Source organism: Pseudolysinimonas sp., assembly GCF_057350545.1.
Genome location: NZ_JBMRCP010000021.1, coordinates 22,652 through 38,511, shown reverse-complemented (window position 1 = coordinate 38,511; position 15,860 = coordinate 22,652). Strand labels below are relative to the sequence as shown.

General features: G+C 71.0%; 14 protein-coding genes and 1 pseudogene. 4 read left to right on the top strand and 11 right to left on the bottom strand.

What is annotated here, in order from left to right; all coding sequences use genetic code 11:
- Positions 1-332: pseudogene (locus ACO1X9_RS02620) on the top strand (RDD family protein); the annotation flags it as partial.
- 52 nt (positions 333-384) lie between these two features.
- On the opposite strand, the gene ACO1X9_RS02615 reads toward ACO1X9_RS02620, so the two are convergent.
- From ACO1X9_RS02615 to ACO1X9_RS02595, 5 genes are all read right to left on the bottom strand, one after another.
- Positions 385-1,269: a carbohydrate ABC transporter permease gene (locus ACO1X9_RS02615; protein WP_486349271.1), complete on the bottom strand. Its 885-nt coding sequence runs from the start codon at positions 1,267-1,269 to the stop codon at positions 385-387.
- On the bottom strand, positions 1,266-2,654 hold the full coding sequence (locus ACO1X9_RS02610; protein ID WP_486349270.1) for an ABC transporter permease: 1,389 nt from the start codon (positions 2,652-2,654) through the stop codon (positions 1,266-1,268). The genes ACO1X9_RS02615 and ACO1X9_RS02610 overlap by 4 nt, the downstream gene beginning before the upstream one ends.
- Before the next feature lie 8 nt (positions 2,655-2,662).
- Positions 2,663-3,955 carry an ABC transporter substrate-binding protein gene (locus ACO1X9_RS02605; RefSeq protein ID WP_486349269.1) on the bottom strand — a complete coding sequence of 431 codons (1,293 nt, stop codon included), beginning with the start codon at positions 3,953-3,955 and terminating at the stop codon, positions 2,663-2,665.
- 112 nt (positions 3,956-4,067) lie between these two features.
- On the bottom strand, positions 4,068-5,528 hold the full coding sequence (gene ahcY, locus ACO1X9_RS02600; protein ID WP_486349268.1) for an adenosylhomocysteinase: 1,461 nt from the start codon (positions 5,526-5,528) through the stop codon (positions 4,068-4,070).
- A 30-nt stretch (positions 5,529-5,558) separates the two neighbouring features.
- Entirely contained in the window at positions 5,559-5,774 is a 216-nt protein-coding gene (locus ACO1X9_RS02595) for a DUF3499 family protein (protein ID WP_486349272.1), read from the bottom strand.
- Between the two features lie 83 nt (positions 5,775-5,857).
- Between ACO1X9_RS02595 and ACO1X9_RS02590 the strand changes: the two genes are divergently transcribed.
- Positions 5,858-6,316 carry a metallopeptidase family protein gene (locus ACO1X9_RS02590; RefSeq protein WP_486349267.1) on the top strand — a complete coding sequence of 153 codons (459 nt, stop codon included), beginning with the start codon at positions 5,858-5,860 and terminating at the stop codon, positions 6,314-6,316.
- Between the two features lie 17 nt (positions 6,317-6,333).
- Here the strand turns inward: ACO1X9_RS02590 and ACO1X9_RS02585 are convergent, their stop codons facing one another.
- From ACO1X9_RS02585 to ACO1X9_RS02565, 5 genes are all read right to left on the bottom strand, one after another.
- The gene (locus ACO1X9_RS02585; protein ID WP_486349266.1) at positions 6,334-7,851 is read right to left on the bottom strand and encodes a DUF5719 family protein; all 1,518 of its coding nucleotides are present in this window, start codon (positions 7,849-7,851) and stop codon (positions 6,334-6,336) included.
- Positions 7,844-10,582 (bottom strand): glycosyltransferase, encoded by a 2,739-nt coding sequence (locus ACO1X9_RS02580; protein ID WP_486349265.1) that lies wholly within the window; start codon positions 10,580-10,582, stop codon positions 7,844-7,846. The genes ACO1X9_RS02585 and ACO1X9_RS02580 overlap by 8 nt, the downstream gene beginning before the upstream one ends.
- Positions 10,583-10,736: 154 nt before the next feature.
- Entirely contained in the window at positions 10,737-11,114 is a 378-nt protein-coding gene (locus ACO1X9_RS02575; protein ID WP_486349264.1) for a WhiB family transcriptional regulator, read from the bottom strand.
- Positions 11,115-11,271: 157 nt separating this feature from the next.
- Complete coding sequence (gene galE / locus ACO1X9_RS02570) at positions 11,272-12,240, bottom strand: UDP-glucose 4-epimerase GalE (RefSeq protein WP_486349263.1); 969 nt, start codon at positions 12,238-12,240, stop codon at positions 11,272-11,274.
- Positions 12,237-12,362 carry a hypothetical protein gene (locus ACO1X9_RS02565; RefSeq protein WP_486349262.1) on the bottom strand — a complete coding sequence of 42 codons (126 nt, stop codon included), beginning with the start codon at positions 12,360-12,362 and terminating at the stop codon, positions 12,237-12,239. Before ACO1X9_RS02565 ends, galE begins: the two co-directional genes overlap by 4 nt.
- Before the next feature lie 81 nt (positions 12,363-12,443).
- Between ACO1X9_RS02565 and ACO1X9_RS02560 the strand changes: the two genes are divergently transcribed.
- Entirely contained in the window at positions 12,444-13,415 is a 972-nt protein-coding gene (locus ACO1X9_RS02560; RefSeq protein WP_486349261.1) for a GlxA family transcriptional regulator, read from the top strand.
- A gap of 112 nt (positions 13,416-13,527) precedes the next feature.
- Here the strand turns inward: ACO1X9_RS02560 and manA are convergent, their stop codons facing one another.
- The gene (gene manA, locus ACO1X9_RS02555) at positions 13,528-14,592 is read right to left on the bottom strand and encodes a mannose-6-phosphate isomerase, class I (protein ID WP_486349260.1); all 1,065 of its coding nucleotides are present in this window, start codon (positions 14,590-14,592) and stop codon (positions 13,528-13,530) included.
- A gap of 81 nt (positions 14,593-14,673) precedes the next feature.
- Between manA and ACO1X9_RS02550 the strand changes: the two genes are divergently transcribed.
- The gene (locus tag ACO1X9_RS02550; RefSeq protein WP_486349259.1) at positions 14,674-15,855 is read left to right on the top strand and encodes an acyl-CoA dehydrogenase family protein; all 1,182 of its coding nucleotides are present in this window, start codon (positions 14,674-14,676) and stop codon (positions 15,853-15,855) included.
- Positions 15,856-15,860 lie beyond the last annotated feature (5 nt).

The following is a 15,860-nucleotide window of genomic DNA, read 5'->3' as shown; positions in this document are numbered from 1 at the left end:
GCATCCCGCCGCAGCTCGCCGGGTGGGCCCGCATCGTCGACGTGGCCAGGATGCCGACGCAGCTCTCGCGGCGGATCACGCAGTTCCTCGCGCAGGCGTCGCAGTACGACCCCGCGCGGCGCGCCCGTCTCGCCGCGGAGCTCGCCACGGAGGCGTCGGTGTTCGTCGCGCCCGTGCCGCCGGTGGAGTCGGAGTTGTTCCTCGCGGGCATCACCGTCGTGCGGCGCGAGCGGGAGGCGGAGGCCCTGCGGCTCGAGCGCGAGCGGCTGACCCGTCTCGCCCCGGCCTTGCGCGGCACCCCCCACGAGTTCCCGAGCAGGACGTCGGGTTAGTTGCACATTGCTCGCGGAGTACGCGGCAATGTGCAACTAACCCGACAAATCTCTACCGGTTCGACCCCGCCAGGAGCGCCTGCACGAAGTACCGCTGGAAGGCGAAGAACACGATGAGCGGCACGATCATCGACAGGAACGCTCCCGCCGAGAGCACGTCGATGTTCGCCCCGAACTGCCGCAGCTGACTCTGGATCGCGACCGTGAGGGGCTGCGACTGCGAGTTCGTGAAGATGAGCGCGATGAGCAGGTCGTTCCACGTCCACAGGAACTGGAAGATCGCGAGCGACGCGATCGCCGGAAGCCCGAGCGGCAGCACGACCTGACGGAAGATGCGGAACTCGCTCGCGCCGTCGAGTCGCGCCGCCTCGAGCAGCTCCGCGGGCACCTGGGAGAAGAAGTTCCTCATCAGGAAGATCGCGAAGGGCAGCCCGAAGGCGACGTGGTACAGGATGACCCCGATCACCGACCCGAAGATCCCGAGAGCCCCGAACAGCTGGGCGAGCGGGATGAGGGCCACCTGCAGCGGCACGGCGAGCAACACGACGATCGCGATGAACAGCCAGTCGCGTCCCGGGAACTGCACCCAGGCGAGCGCGTGACCCGCGAGCGACCCGATGGCGACGACGAGCAGCGTCGTCGGCACCGTGATGAGGATCGTGTTGCCGATCGATCCGAGGATCGTCGGATTCGTCAGCAGGTTCGCGTAGTTGTCGAGCGTGAGTTGCGCGGGCGCCGTGAAGACGGTCCACCACCCCGACGTGCCCGAGTCGCTCGCCGACCGCAGCGACGAGAGGAAGAGTCCGATCGACGGCACGAGCCAGAACAGCGCGATGATGACGAGCACGACCTGCACGACGCTCTTGCCGAGGAAGGCGACGATCTTCTGCCCGACGGTGCGGGGACGCTGCCCCGCCCTCATGTCGGCCGCGGTCATGACTGCCTCTCCTGCCGCATGCGCCGCACGTTGATGATCATCGCGGGCAGCACGAGCACGAGCAGCAGGATCGCGAGCGCGCTTCCGAGTCCCTGGTCGCTGCCGCCGCCGAACGAGACCGTCCACATCTCGACGGCGATGACGTTCGCCGCGGGTTTCGAGGCGCCCGGGGGTATGACGTAGACCAAGTCGAAGATCTTCAGCACGTTGATGATGAGCGTGACGAGCACCACGACGAGCACGGGCGCCAGGAGCGGCGCGGTGATCTTGGTGAACACCTTCCACTCGTTCGCTCCGTCGGTGCGCGCGGCTTCCTGCAACGACCGGTCGACGGCGGAGAGGCCCGACGCGATCATGATCATCGCGAAGCCGGCCCAGATCCACACGTAGCTGAGGATGATGACCGACGTGATGAACGCCGACGACAGCCAGGAGACACCCTGCCCGCCTGCCACGAAGTTCGTGGCCGGGAGCGCGACGACGTACTCGCCGTCGGCGAGCCCCTCGATGACGTAGGTACCGTCCGGCCCGGTCGTGGCGCTCGCGGCGACGTTGCCGGACTCGTCGACCGCGTGCACCGTCATACCCGGAAGTCCGAACTTCCCGTCCTCGATCTCGCCCGGAGTTCCTCCCCCGCCGCGGATGTTGTCGAGGAAGACCGTGCCCGCGATCGCGTCACCGCCGGCGTCGGCCTCCTCCGCCTGCGTGGCCTCCGCCGGCACGTCGTCGGCACGCACCCCGACGAGCGGGAAGTCCTGGGTTTCGCCGAGCGAGATGGGCTCCGCTCCCGCGAGCGAGCCCTGCTCCTCGACGAGCGGACCGTCGGGCCGGGGACGGGCGCCCTCGTAGTTGGCCGCTCCTCCGCCGATCGCGTTCTGCACGGCGACGATGCCGGCGTTGACCGCCCCGAGCTCGGGGTTCTCCTGGAAGAGTGAGCGGAAGATGACGCCGGCGGCGAGCATCGAGATCGCCATCGGCATGAAGACGATGAGCTTGAACGCCGTGCCCCACCTGACCTTGTCGGCGAGCACGGCGAAGATGAGCCCGAGGATCGTGCAGACGGCCGGCGCGACGATGACCCAGATGACGTTGTTGCGGATCGCCGTGAACGTCGAGTCGTTCGTGAACATCCGCGCATAGTTCTCGAGCCCGACGAACCCGTCGCCCGAGCGGTCGAAGAGCGACCGGATGACCGTGTAGACGATCGGGTAGACGACGAAGGCGCCGAGGAAGACGAGCGCGGGGGCGAGGAAGCCCGCCGCGATCGCGACGCGCCGCCATCCCGAACTGGCGGAGGCGCGCCGCGCAGGCGGGAGGGCCGGGGGAACCCGACCCTCCTCACCTTTGCGCGCCGGCGCCGCCACCTGGGGCGAGCTGCTCGACATGGCGGAGATCAGCCCGCGTACGCGGCCGTGGCGGCGTCTTCGAGCTTCTGCTGCGTGCCCTCGATGTCCGACGGGTTCTGCAGGAACTCGATCATGATCTGCCAGAAGCCCTGGCCGGGCGTGCCACCGAAGGCGCTCGGCGTCAGGTCGGACATGTCGAATCGGAACGTCTCGGCACCCACGAGCGCCTCGGCGATCTGCCGGGCGGTGTCGTCCGGGTAGAGCGACGTGTCGACGTTCTGGTTCGGCGAGGTCAGGCCGCCGTTCGGCACCCACGCCTCGGCCGCCTCCGGCGTCGCGAGGAAGGCCATGAGGGCCATCGTCGCCTCGTCGTCGTTGAAGGCGACGGCGACGTCACCACCGCCCACGACTGCCGGCTCGGAGCCGTTGATCGACGGGAAGTTGTAGAACAGTGCGTTCTCACCCACCACCGAGTTGCCGTCGTCGGCGATGTTGCCCGCCACGAAGTCGCCTTCGTAGACGGTGCCGGCTTCGGGGTTCGCCCCGAACACGGCCGGGATGGTGGCCGGGAAGCTGCGCTGGTCGGCGCCCGGCTGCACGAGAGGCGTACCCCACAGGGTGGCGAGCACCTCGAGGGCCTCGGTCACCGAGGGGTCGGTCCACGGAATCTCGTGGTTCGTCAGCTGGTCGTACATCTCGCCGCCCGCGGTGCGGAGGTAGACGTTCTCGAACCAGTCGGTGAGCGGCCAGCCGACGTCGGCGCCGATCGAGATGCCGTAGTAGCCGGCGTCGGACACGAGCTGCAGCTGCTCGAGGAAGCCTTCCCAGTCCTCGGGCTCGGAAGCGCCGGCCTCGTCGTAGATGTCGGCGTTGTACCACATGGTCGACTTGTTGGCGGCCTTGAACCAGACGCCGTAGAGCTCCCCGTCGACCGTGCCGAGGTCGACCCAGGTCTGCGCGTAGTTGTCGGCGACGTTTCCGGCAGCGACGTCGCTGAGCGGCGCGAGTGCCCCGTCGGTCGCGAGCTGCTGCATGAGGGCCGGCTGTCCGACGACCGCCACGTCCGGCGGGTTGCCGCCCTCGACCTGCGTGTTGAGCGTCGTCGCGCCGTTGTCGCCGAAGCTCGTGTAGTTGACGGTCGCTCCCGTCTGTTCTTCGAAGACGTCGAGCACCGCCTCGAAGTTCTCCTGCTCGGCGCCCGACCACGTGGCCGAGACCTCGAGCGTGGTGCCGGCGAAGTCGCCGTCGCCCGTCGATCCGTCGCCGGCGCATCCCGCCAACACGAGTCCGGTGATCGCGATGCCCGCCACTCCGGCGGTGCGCAGTGCTGTGGTTCTCATTCCAGCCTCCTCATCGAAACAGGACACGGAGTGTCCCATTCGACGCTAAGCCGCACCCCCCGAGAGGGGGGAGGGCGTTGACGGATGCTCGGAACCGAGCTAAGCGGAGCTCCTAGTAGCGGTAGTGATCGACCTTGTACGGGCCCTCGACCGGGATGCCGAGGTACGCCGCCTGGTCGGGCGTGAGACGCGTGAGTTCCACCCCGAGCGCGTCGAGATGCAGGCGCGCGACCTTCTCGTCGAGCACCTTCGGCAGCACGTAGACGCCGATCGGGTACTCCTCACGCTTCGTGAAGAGCTCGATCTGTGCGAGCACCTGGTTCGAGAACGAGTTGCTCATCACGAACGACGGGTGGCCGGTCGCATTGCCCAGGTTCATGAGTCGCCCCTCGGAGAGCACGAGGATGCTGCGGCCGTTGGGCAGGCGCCACTCGTGCACCTGCGGCTTGATCTCGACCTTCTCGGCGCCGGCCAGGGCCTCGAGCCCGGCCATGTCGATCTCGTTGTCGAAGTGGCCGACGTTCGCGACGATCGCCTGGTGCTTCATCTGCTGCAGGTGCTCGACGGTGATGACGTCTTTGTTGCCGGTCGTCGTGACGAAGATGTCGGCGTACTCGACGGCCTTCTCGAGCGTCGTGACCTGGTAGCCGTCCATCGCCGCCTGGAGCGCGTTGATCGGGTCGATCTCGCTCACGACCACGCGGGCACCCTGGCCCCGCAGCGCTTCCGCGGAGCCCTTGCCGACATCCCCGTAGCCCGCGACGAACGCGACCTTGCCGCCGATGAGCACATCGGTCGCCCGGTTGATGCCGTCGGGGAGTGAGTGGCGGATGCCGTACTTGTTGTCGAACTTCGACTTCGTGACCGAGTCGTTGACGTTGATCGCGGGGAAGAGCAGCCCGCCGGCGGCGTGCAGCTCGTAGAGCCGGTGCACGCCCGTCGTGGTCTCCTCGGTGACCCCGAGAATGCCGGCGCCGATCTTCTGCCAGCGGTCGGGGCTCGCGGCGAGCGAGCGGCGCAAGGTGTCGAGGATGACGGTCCACTCGTGGCTGTCGCCCGGCGCGGCGTCGGGCACGGCGCCGGCGAGCTCGAACTCGCGCCCCTTGTGGACGAGCAGGGTGGCGTCGCCGCCGTCGTCGAGGATCATGTTCGGCCCGTCGAAGCCCTCGCTCGACCAGTCGAAGAGCTGCTCGGTGGCCCACCAGTACTCCTCCAGAGTCTCGCCCTTCCAGGCGAACACGGGGATGCCGGCGGGTGCCTCGACGGTGCCGGTCGGGCCGACCGCGACGGCGGCCGCGGCGTCATCCTGCGTGGAGAAGATGTTGCACGACACCCAGCGCACCTGCGCGCCGAGCGCGACGAGCGTCTCGATGAGCACCGCGGTCTGCACCGTCATGTGCAGCGAACCGGCGATGCGCGCGCCCTTGAGCGGCTGCGTCGGGCCGAACTCCTCGCGGAGAGCCATGAGGCCGGGCATCTCGTGCTCGGCGAGGCGGATCTGGTGACGTCCCGCCTCCGCGAGTCGCAGATCGGCGACCTTGAAGGGGAGGGCGGTGGTGACGGGAGCGGACATGACATCCATTGTCGCAGCCGAGGGCGTGGATTACGCGCCGAGCTCCTCGACGAGCGAGTGCCGCACGACCTGCCACCCCTGCGGCACCGAGAGGCGCTCGGAGTGACGTCCGCAGAGGTCGTAGCTGTGCGGTTCGGAGCGGTAGCTCAGCGGGCCGAGAACGGCCATCGCATCCGAGTAGTCATAGGTGAGCGTGGCCACGGCATCGTCACCGCAGGCCACCTTGCTGCAGGGTCGCCGTAGCATCCTCTCGCCCATCCCGGTCAGGGTAATCCCGCGATGTCGCGGGTTCGGTCCGGCACGCCGGGGCGCTGCCTAGACTGGGGCGCATGGCGAGGATCGGGCGGCAGGGCTTCTCGTCCGAGGCAGGCTCCGCGGGCACCCGGGCGCTCTCGCGCGACCGCCACGGCCGCGGGCTGCGCTCGTCGGTCACCGGACCGCACCTTCGCCGCCTCCGCACCCGCATCGACTTCTTCGACGCGAGCATCGCCTCCGCGGTCGAGTACCTGCGCGACCTGTGGCCCGACGAGATGTCGGCGGTGCGGTTCGAGGTCGGTGCGGTGCCGCCCGGGGAGGCGGCTCCGCACGGCGTCGATCGGTGGCGTGTCGACGTCGCGCGGCGGATCGTCGTGCTCTACCGCGTGCCGATCGAGCGCCTCGCACACCTGCACAAGGACGACGACTGGCACCGGCGGTCGCTCATCGAGAGCTGCGTCTTCCGTGCCGTCGCCGAGTTGCTCGGCAAAGACCCGTGGGACATCGCCCCGGAGCGCTACCGGCACTTCTGAGCGGCGCTCCGCCCACCTCAGTCGGTGTGGACGACGACGAGTCCGGCGACCGGTCGGGCCGGGGAGACCACGAAGGATGCCAGAGCGGCGGGAGCGGCGAAGCTCACGGCGACCGAGAGCGACTCCGATCCGGCGAGGAGGTAGGCACCGGGCGCGACGTCGAACGTCGCCGCCGCGCCCGCCGGGATGACGACCGGGATCGGGTCACCCCCGCCGACCGGTGCGAGCTCGGTCTCGATGCCGTCGGCGGTCGGGTTGACGATCGAGATGCGCGGCGACGGCCCGTCGGGCACGACGACGAGCGAACCGCCGTCGAGCGGTGGTGCGGCAGCGAACCACGCGACGTCGCTCGGCGGACCGCTCAGCACCGAGGCCGGATCCTCCGACTCCCCCGTATCGACGGCGGTCGAGACGCGCACGGCCGCGACGACCGGCACCTCGGCATCGACGAAGACCGTGTAGATGCCGTCCTGGAGTCCGTGGGCGTGGTCGGGGTCGTCGGGAGCGGGTTCCGACCCGTCGCCCTCCTCACCGCCGGCGTCGAGAGGGATGTCGACGACCTCGCCGCCCTCGAGGTCGACGACGAAGGACGTGCCGATCCCGCCACCTTCGGGCACCACCCTCACCTCGACCTCGCTGCGGTCGCCGTCCGGCATGCCGATACGCACGACGGGGACGACATCTTGCCAATCGGCGAGGCCGCTCGCGCGACCCGTGCCGACGGCGTCGAGGATGCGCACGCCGGGGACGACGAGCGACGCCGCCGGGTCGGCCCCCGCGCCGATCAGTTCGAGGCCGGTCGAGTCGAGTCCGCGCACGATCGACTGCTGGAGCGACGCGACGATCCGGCCGCCCCGCGCGCTGACATGCACGACGGGCGACTCGAGGCCGGGTGCGAAGCCCGCGAGAGAGAGCACGCGTTGCGCGCCGGCGGGCACGTCGATGCCCGACATCCCGGGGGCGGAGACGACGCCGTCCTCTCCGAAGATCTCGAGGCTCACGCGCGACGGCACCTCCGTGGGGTTCGCGAGCACGAGCAGCGTCGTGCGTCCCACCGTGGTCGCACCGCCGACGAGCCAGGCCGACCCCGTCGGCTCTCCGCAGGACGCGGCCGAGAGTCCGCGGAATCCGTCGACGTCGACCGACTGCACCTGGGCGCCCGCGAGGAGGGTTCCGTCACTCGGGGGCACGCGGAGCAGCTCGGGTGCCGACGCGGACGACGCACCCTCATCGGCGGAGAGCAGGCGCGTCCGCTCGAGGCTGCCGTCGGACGCGGCGCCCGCGATCGTCGGTACCTCGATCGCGAACGTCGTATCCGCGTTGCCGCCCGTCGCGTCGCCGAGTCGCAGCGCCGATCCGGGGCAGACGCGTACCTGATCGGCGGGGGCCGGGTCGACGCTCACCGTGCGAGGCGCGAGGGAGCTGGTGGGCAGCGGCAGGAAGGCGACCGCCGCGATGACGACCGCGGCGACGCCCGCCGCGACCGTGCCGCTCGCGATGCGCGCACCGATCACGAGTCCCCGTCGCTCAGCCACGATGCTCCTCGTCGAAGACGTCGTCCTCGAAGTCGTCCGGTTGCAGCCGGTCGTCGGCGTCGGCTTCCGTCGGACCCGCGACGATCCGACGTCGTCGACCGGTCGGCAGGGCGAGCAGCACGGCGAAAGCGAACACCACGGCCTGTCCGGTGAGCGCGAGGGTGCCGAGCGCGCCCGGGGGGGCGTCGACGAGCACTGCCTCGTGTCCCGCGTAGCGCCACAGCGAGCCGCGGGCGGTGTCGCCGACGGTCACGAGCGCGGGTTGGGCGTCGAGCGCCTCCGCGGCACGCTCGCGGATGTCGAACGCGGAGGGGTCTGCCGCGGGTGCGAGCACCACGAATTCGAGACCGAGAGCGTCGAGGACGGGCGCCGGATCGAAGCCGCCGCGCGACGCGAGATTGCCGGCCAGCTCCGCGACCTCGAGCTGCGTGGCGCTCGGCTCGGGACGCGTGGCGGCGAATGTCGACGTGCGATCGAGCGTCGTCCCGGCTCCCCGCTCGACCGCGACGGCGAGCGACCCGTCGGGCTGCGGGCGCAGCACGAGCGTGCCGAGCCCGGGATCCTCGAGCGACTCCGCGGCGATGATGGCAGGCAGTACGCGCCCGTCCCCCGGCACCACGTGTCCGGCCCCGGTCACGAGTGTCACGAGCGACGGTGCCACGGCGACCGCGGCGGAGAGCAGCACGGCGACCCCGACGACGACCGCGACCCGTCGCAGCGCGCCGAGGGCCACGACGACGGCACCGATGAGGCCCGCCCAGTAGAGGCTCAGCCCCGTGCCCGGCCAGATCCCGACGCTGAGCGATCCCGCGGCGGCGGGGGCCAGGTGCGCGGCTGCGACGGCGGTGGCCAGGCCACCGAGCGCGACGATCGTCGCGGGCACGGCGCGACGAGCCCCGGGGAGGAAGAGCGAGATCAGGACGACGGCGGCGAGGGGGGCGAGGAGCGCGATGGATGCCGGCGTGGCGATGACGCCGGGCAGCCCGAGCGACTCGATGAGGGACGCCCAACCGCCCGCCGACGGGGATCCGAGCAGCAGCTGCCATCCGTTCGGCGGGGTCGACGGCACGGGAACGCCGGGGTCGGCGAGCAGTCCGAGCGGGGTGCCGCGGGCGAATTGCGCCGCGATGAGGGGCGCTGCGAGGACGAGCGCCGGGAGCGGGACGGCGAGCAGCCGCACGAGCGATCGAGGGTGCGCGAACGCCCACACCACGATCGCCGCGAGGAGCACGGGCGTGAGCACGGGAGCGCTCGCGACGACCGCAGCGGTCAGCAGCGACGCGGCACCCGCGGCACTCCAGGAGCGGGGCGCGTCGAGGAGCGCGAGCACGAGCCAGGGCAGCAGCACGTGGACGAGCACGGCGGTGGGGCGTCCTTCGACGAGCGCGGCGAGGAACGGCGGTGCGAGCACCCAGAGCGCGGCTGCGAGCACGGGAGGCCAGGCCCGGGAGCTCAGACGCGTGGCGCACCACCAGGCCGCGAGGGCGGCGAGCGGCGGTGCGGCGATCCAGAGCAGCACGAGCGAGGTCGACGGGTTCCACGGGGTCAGGGTGCCGAGCAGCGCGAGCACGGCGTGGAACGGGTCGGCGGGTCCGGCGAGGTCGAGACCGTCGCGGACCGTCCAGCCGAGGCCGGACCAGAGGGCGCCGAGCTCCGACGACAACGGCAGCGTCGCCCCGCCCGCGAGAGCCCTCGCGCCGAGCAGCGGGATCGCGAGCACGACGCCGAGGACGGCGGCGAGGACCGTGACCGTGAGACCGCCGGGGAGGAAGTGGGCGCGCGCGAGGTCGGTCAGCCCCGAATCCGCGTAGGCACGGTCGCGCGCGGTCGCCCTCCGCTCGCGCACGACGTCGGGCGGAATCCGCAGCGGCTGGAGGGCCTGCCAGCCGACGCGGCGCGTGCGACGCACGGATGCCCTCGCGGCGGGCACCGAGCCGTCGAAGATCGCGACGAAAGTCGCCGCGATCTCGCCCGGGATCGCGCCCGGACGTTTGCCGAGCAGCAGGGCGACGGCGCGCACCACCGCGAGCGGGAGGAGGGAGAGCCAGTGCAGCGCCGCCGCGGCGGGGGGCGCGTAGACCATGCGTCGGTGCAGCTGGGCAGCGCGTCGCGCGCGCTCCCGCGCCGTCGCCCCGAGCGGCTTGCGGCGCAGGAAGTCCTGCACCCCCTCCTCGACGGCGACGCGCGCGCCCGGGACGCGAACGACCCGGCCACCCGCGAGCCGGGCCCGGATCGAGAGGTCGAGTCCGGCATCCATCGTCGGAAGACCGCGGTCGGGCCCGCCGAGCAGATCCCACATCGCGCGGCGCACGAGCATGCCGGGGAGCACGACACCCAGCACGTCGTTCTCGACGTCGTGCTGCGACTGGTCGAGCTCGTCGTCGGCCAACGGGACGGTCGTGCCGTACCGGGTGACACTCTCGCCGAACGAGCGGAGCGAGCTGCGGTCGTCGGGGTCGACGAGCTTCGGTCCCGCGATGACGACGGACGGCGCGATCTCGACCGCCGCGAGAAGTCGCGCCAGGGCGTCGGGCTCGGGCTCGGCGTCGCCCGGGAGCAGCCAGAGCCAGTCGTCGGAGCCGGTCACGGGAAGACCACCGACGGCTCGGGCGAGCGACGTACCCGCCGCCACGACGACGACCGCGTCGGGCGGACGTAGCTGGCGTTCGAGGGCGCGCTCGAGTTCCGTGCCGCCCTCACGGGCGACGAGGATCGCGGTCACCCCGGGCATCGTGTTCGAGGCTAAGCGCGGTTGCGTCCGATCAGCGGAGGCGACACCCTTGTCGGCTCAATGTGACCCGACGCCCCAGACGGGCGTCGGCGCTGGCACCGCAGCGAGGCGCGAAAGCGCCTCGCTTCTGAGCGAAGCGCGCGCGTGTCGAGACCTACGCCGAGCGCGCCCTGCGGAGCCGTCGACGCTCCCGCTCGGAGAGCCCGCCCCAGATGCCGAAGCGCTCGTCGTTCTGCAGCGCGTACTCGAGGCACTCGGCCTTGACCTCGCACGTCGTGCAGATGCGCTTCGCGTCGCGTGTCGAGCCGCCCTTCTCGGGGAAGAACGCTTCGGGATCGGTCTGCGCGCACAGCGCGTCGGTCTGCCAGGACAGCGGGTTCTCGTCATCGACCTGCTGCGGACGCAGTCCCGGGATGCCGAGACGCACCGGGTCGACGAACCAGTCGCTCGGCACGTTCGGCGTGTAGCCGGCCGGGGACGCCTGACGGCCCGGCTCCTGCAGACTCTGACGAGCCGGCTCGTTCCGCGTCATGTTCCCTGTCCCCTTCGCTGGCACCGCGCCTCCCCGCCGGGCGCTTGCCTAATTACACCGGTGTCATTCCCCTCAAGTCAAGTCGCGGAATGATAGGTCGCCGGAGAGTTTTCCCTCGGTCGCGACTCGCCGGGTGGCCTCGGGGGTCGAAACCGGCCTAGGGGGTTGGCGCCGCCTGGCGTGCGGCCCACGCACTCGCGACCATCTCGTCGAGGGTGTGCCGCATCTGCCAGTCGAGGTCGCGTGCGGCGAGGTCTCCGTTCGCAACGATGCGGGGAGGGTCGCCCGCTCGACGCGGGCCGACCTCCGGCGCGAACGGGATGCCGGTGACGCGCGCGACGGCGGCCATGATCTCGGCGACCGATGACCCCGACCCGCTGCCCAAGTTGTAGGCCGCCTCGAGGGGCTCGCCGGCATCCATTCGCCTCGCCGCCGAGACGTGGGCGCGGGCGATGTCGGTCACGTGCACGTAGTCGCGCACCGCGGTGCCGTCGGGGGTCGGGTAGTCGTCGCCGTTGATACGCGGGACGCGCCCCTCGGCGAGGGCGTCGAAGACCAGGGGGAAGAGGTTGTGCGGACTCGTGTCACGGATCGACGGGTCGCCGGACCCGACGACGTTGAAGTAGCGCAGCGACGTGTGCCGCAGCCCCGCGGCGACCTCCTGGTCGCGCAACAGCCACTCGCCGATGAGCTTCGACTCGCCGTACGGCGACGTGGGAGCGCGCGGGGTGTCTTCGGTGACGAGGTCGACATCCGGGGCGCCGTAGACGGCGGCGCTCGAGGAGAAGACGATCCTGTCGACCCCTCTGTCTTGCATCGCGGCCAGCAGCACGGTCGTGCCGTCGACGTTCTGCTCGTAGGTGAAGAGCGGCCGCTGCACCGAGACCCCGGCGTACTTGAATCCCGCGACGTGAACCACACCCGTCACGTCGTGCTCGTCGAAGACGCGCTCGAGGAGCGCGCCGTCGAGGATCGTCCCGCGTGTGAACGCCACCGAGCCCGGAATGAACCCGAGCTGTCCGGTGGAGAGGTCATCGAGGACGACCACCCGGAGGTCGGCCGAGAGGAACTCGCGGACGACGTGGGCGCCGATGTAGCCGGCGCCGCCGGTCACGAGCCAGGTCACGCCTCCAGGGTAGAGGCCGGGCAGCGCGGGGCGCGCCGATAGCCGTCGAGGGCGACGGTGCGGATCGTCGCCGCGGTCGCGACGACGGCGAGGGACACCAGGAGGATCAGCAGCATCATCATGGCAGTAACGCTACGAATTGCGTGTTCCCGCCACGAGTGGCATGATCGCCGTAGTTCGTCGAAAAGCTGCCAGGAGGAATCGTGCTGCGCAAGATCGTCTGCCTCGTGCTCCCCGGTACCGCGCCGTTCGAGTTCGGCGTCGTCTGCGAGGTGTTCGGCATCGACCGCACCGCGACCGGCGGCCCCGGGTTCGAGTTCCACATCGCGACCGCCGATCCCGGACCGGTGCCGATGAGCCTCGGCTTCCCGATCCACGTCGCGAACGACCTCTCCGTCGCCGCCGACGCCGACCTCATCGCCGTCCCCGCGCACATGATCGGCACCGAGGTCGTCGACGAGCGGTACCTCTCCGTCATCCGGGATGCCGCCGCCCGCGGCGCCTGGGTGCTGAGCGTCTGCAGCGGGGCGTTCGCGCTCGCGCAGGCGGGCATCCTCGAGGGTCGCCGCGCGACCACCCACTGGATGCACACCGACCGGCTCGCCCGCCGCTTCCCCGGCATCGAGGTCGACCCCGACGTGCTCTTCGTGCAGGACGACAAGATCGTGACGAGCGCCGGCACCGCCTCCGGCATCGACGCCGCACTCCACATCGTGCGCGTCGAGCACGGCGCCGCGGCCGCCAACGTCATCGCCCGCCGCATGGTCGTGCCCCCGCAGCGCGACGGCGGGCAGGCGCAGTACATCCCAACACCCATCCCCGAACGGCGCGCAGACTCGTTCGCCGAGGTCACCGACTGGATGCTGCAGCACCTCGATCAGGACCTCACGGTCGACCAGCTCGCCCGCCGGGCGCTCATGTCGTCGCGCACCTTCGCGCGCCGCTTCCGCGCCGACCTCGGCACGACACCGGCCGCGTGGCTCAATCGTCAGCGCATCCTGCGGGCGCAGCAGTTGCTCGAGCAGACCGACTCCGGCCTCGAGCAGATCGCGCAGCTCGCCGGGTTCGGCACCGCGGCCGTCATGCGGCACCACTTCCTCAAAGTGCTGCAGACGACCCCGACGAGCTACCGGCGCACGTTCTCCTGCCGCCTCGACGAGGTCATGGCGGGCTGACCCCCACTCGGTGATCGAGTAGCGGGGTTGAGGAGCGCCCGCCGACGGCGGACGCGTCTCGAGACCAGCGTGTCGAGACCGGGCGCGAGGGTCTCGACGCGCCGTTTCGCGGCTACTCGACCGCCGAAGTTGCGACGACGACTCGGCCCGCCGCACGCACCGTCTCGACGCCCTCGACGACTGCGCCCGCCCGCGCGGTGCCGAAGACGGCATCCCCCACCGTCGCGTCGCCGTCGAGCACGAGCACCAGCGCGGGCGCCTGCACATCGAGCGCGGCTCCCGGTTCGAGCACCCGCAGACGGAACCCCGCCCCCGCGGGCGCGAAGTCGCTCACACCGCCGTCGACGACCGGCTGGATGCGCGGCTCGGGCAGCGCGCGGAAGTCGAGCACGCCGAGCAGCTCGGGCACGTCGATGTGCTTCGGCGTGAGTCCGCCGCGCAGCACGTTGTCGGACGGCCCCATAAGTTCGATCGCGAGACCGCGCTGGTACGCGTGGATGTTCCCGGCGGGGAGGTAGAGCGCCTCGCCGGGACGCAGCACGACGGTGTGCAGCAGGAGCGAGATCGCGATGCCGGGGTCGCCCGGGCACTGCGCGGCGAGATCGCGCACGGTCGCCCACGACTCACCTGCACCGTCGGCGGAGGCGGCGACGATCGCGTCCACGTCGTCGGCGACGTCGGTCGACAGGAGGCGTTCGACGACGGCGCGGAGGTCGGCGTCGTCGACCAGGTCGGGCAGGAGACCCGGCGCGGCGGTGTCGAGATCGGTGCGCACCTCCGCCACGGGGCGGAACCCGCTGAGCGCCCGGAACTCCGTCAACGCGTAGACCATCTCCGGCTTGGAGTACGGGTCCTTGTAGTTGCGCGCCGGGTCATCGCGCGGGATGCCGGCGGCGTCCTCGCGCGCGAAGCCCGCCTCCGCCTGCGCGGTCGTCGGATGGGCCTGCAGCGAGAGGGTCGCTCCGGCGGCGAGCAGTTTGAGCAGGAACGGCAGCTCCCCCGCGACGTCGCGCAGGTCGCCGCCACCTTCGGCGAGTCGCGCCGGCGATCCCGGATGGGTGCCGAACCACACCTCGGCCTCGGGACTGCCGCTCGGGACGCGCCCGAAAAGGTGGGGCAGCAGCGTCGTCGAGCCCCAGGAGTAATCCCGGGCCTCATTGGTGATCTCCACGAACATCAGGCCCGCACATCCCCTCGGTAGTTGCACCAAAGTACCAATCCCATCGACGGGGGCGGGCCGCGTCCGTAGGCTCACGCCATGTCCTTCACCACGCTCGCCAGCGATTTCTACGGATTCGAGAACGGCCTCGCCGACCGCGAGAAGGAGGTGCTCGCGAAGCTGCGGCACTACCTCGAGACCGAGGTCAAGCCCATCGTCAACGACCACTGGGCGAAGGCCGAGTGGCTCCCGCAGAGCGTCGTGAAGGGCCTCGCCGACCTCGGACTGTTCGGGATGCCGTGGAAGGAGACGCAGCCGTTCGAGAACTCCGCCGTCTTCCGCGGCTGGGTCGCGCTCGAGCTCGCGCGCGTCGACGCGTCGGTCGCGACGCTCGTCGGCATGCAGAACGGCCTGGTCATGGGCGCCGTCGGCGTCGCCGGGTCGCCCGAGCAGCGCGCCGAGTGGCTTCCGAAGTTCGCGTCGGCCGAGTGGCTGGGATGCTTCGCCCTCACCGAGCCGCTCTCCGGGTCCGACTCGGCGCAGGGTCTCCGCACGGTCGCCGAGCGCGACGGCGACGACTGGGTCATCTCCGGGTCGAAGCGCTGGATCGGCAACGGCACCGTCGCATCCCACGCGATCGTCTGGGCGAAGAGCGCCGAGGACGGCCAGGTGAAGGGCTTCCTCGTTCCGACCGACACCCCCGGGTGGACCGCCACGAAGATCGAGAACAAGCAGGCGCTGCGCATCGTGCAGAACGCCGACATCACGCTCGACAAGGTGCGCGTGCCCGAGGCGAACCGCCTGCAGAACGGCAACTCGTTCCGCGACACCGCCGCTGTGCTGCGGCTCACCCGTGCCGAGGTGGCGTGGGCCGCCGTCGGCAACTCGATCGGTGCCTACGAGGGTGCTGTGAAGTACGGCTCCGAGCGCGTGCAGTTCGGCAAGACGATCGACGGCCACCAGCTCATCCAGGAGCACTACTCCAAGATGCTCGGCAACATCACCTCCTCGATCGCCCTGTGCACGCGCGTCTCGGCGATGCTCGACGAGGGCACGCAGAAGGACGAGCACGCGGCGCTCGCGAAGGAGTTCACGGCGTCCCGGATGCGCGAGACGGTCGCCTGGGCGCGCGAGTCGATGGGCGGCAACGGCATCGTGCTCGACTACGACGTCATGCGGCATTTCGCCGACGCCGAGGCGATCTACTCCTACGAGGGCACGCGCGAGATGAACGCGCTCATCGTGGGGCGCGCGATCACCGGCAAGGCGGCGTTCGTCTGACCTCG

What these genes read in the sequence shown, in the direction of transcription:
- ACO1X9_RS02615 (WP_486349271.1), bottom strand. Translation starts at nt 1,269, where the DNA reads ATGACCGCGGCCGACATGAGGGCGGGGCAGCGTCCCCGCACCGTCGGG.
- ACO1X9_RS02610 (WP_486349270.1), bottom strand. Translation starts at nt 2,654, where the DNA reads ATGTCGAGCAGCTCGCCCCAGGTGGCGGCGCCGGCGCGCAAAGGTGAG.
- ACO1X9_RS02605 (WP_486349269.1), bottom strand. Translation starts at nt 3,955, where the DNA reads ATGAGAACCACAGCACTGCGCACCGCCGGAGTGGCGGGCATCGCGATC.
- ahcY (WP_486349268.1), bottom strand. Translation starts at nt 5,528, where the DNA reads ATGTCCGCTCCCGTCACCACCGCCCTCCCCTTCAAGGTCGCCGATCTG.
- ACO1X9_RS02595 (WP_486349272.1), bottom strand. Translation starts at nt 5,774, where the DNA reads ATGCTACGGCGACCCTGCAGCAAGGTGGCCTGCGGTGACGATGCCGTG.
- ACO1X9_RS02590 (WP_486349267.1), top strand. Translation starts at nt 5,858, where the DNA reads ATGGCGAGGATCGGGCGGCAGGGCTTCTCGTCCGAGGCAGGCTCCGCG.
- ACO1X9_RS02580 (WP_486349265.1), bottom strand. Translation starts at nt 10,582, where the DNA reads ATGCCCGGGGTGACCGCGATCCTCGTCGCCCGTGAGGGCGGCACGGAA.
- ACO1X9_RS02575 (WP_486349264.1), bottom strand. Translation starts at nt 11,114, where the DNA reads ATGACGCGGAACGAGCCGGCTCGTCAGAGTCTGCAGGAGCCGGGCCGT.
- ACO1X9_RS02565 (WP_486349262.1), bottom strand. Translation starts at nt 12,362, where the DNA reads ATGATGATGCTGCTGATCCTCCTGGTGTCCCTCGCCGTCGTCGCGACC.
- manA (WP_486349260.1), bottom strand. Translation starts at nt 14,592, where the DNA reads ATGTTCGTGGAGATCACCAATGAGGCCCGGGATTACTCCTGGGGCTCG.
- ACO1X9_RS02550 (WP_486349259.1), top strand. Translation starts at nt 14,674, where the DNA reads ATGTCCTTCACCACGCTCGCCAGCGATTTCTACGGATTCGAGAACGGC.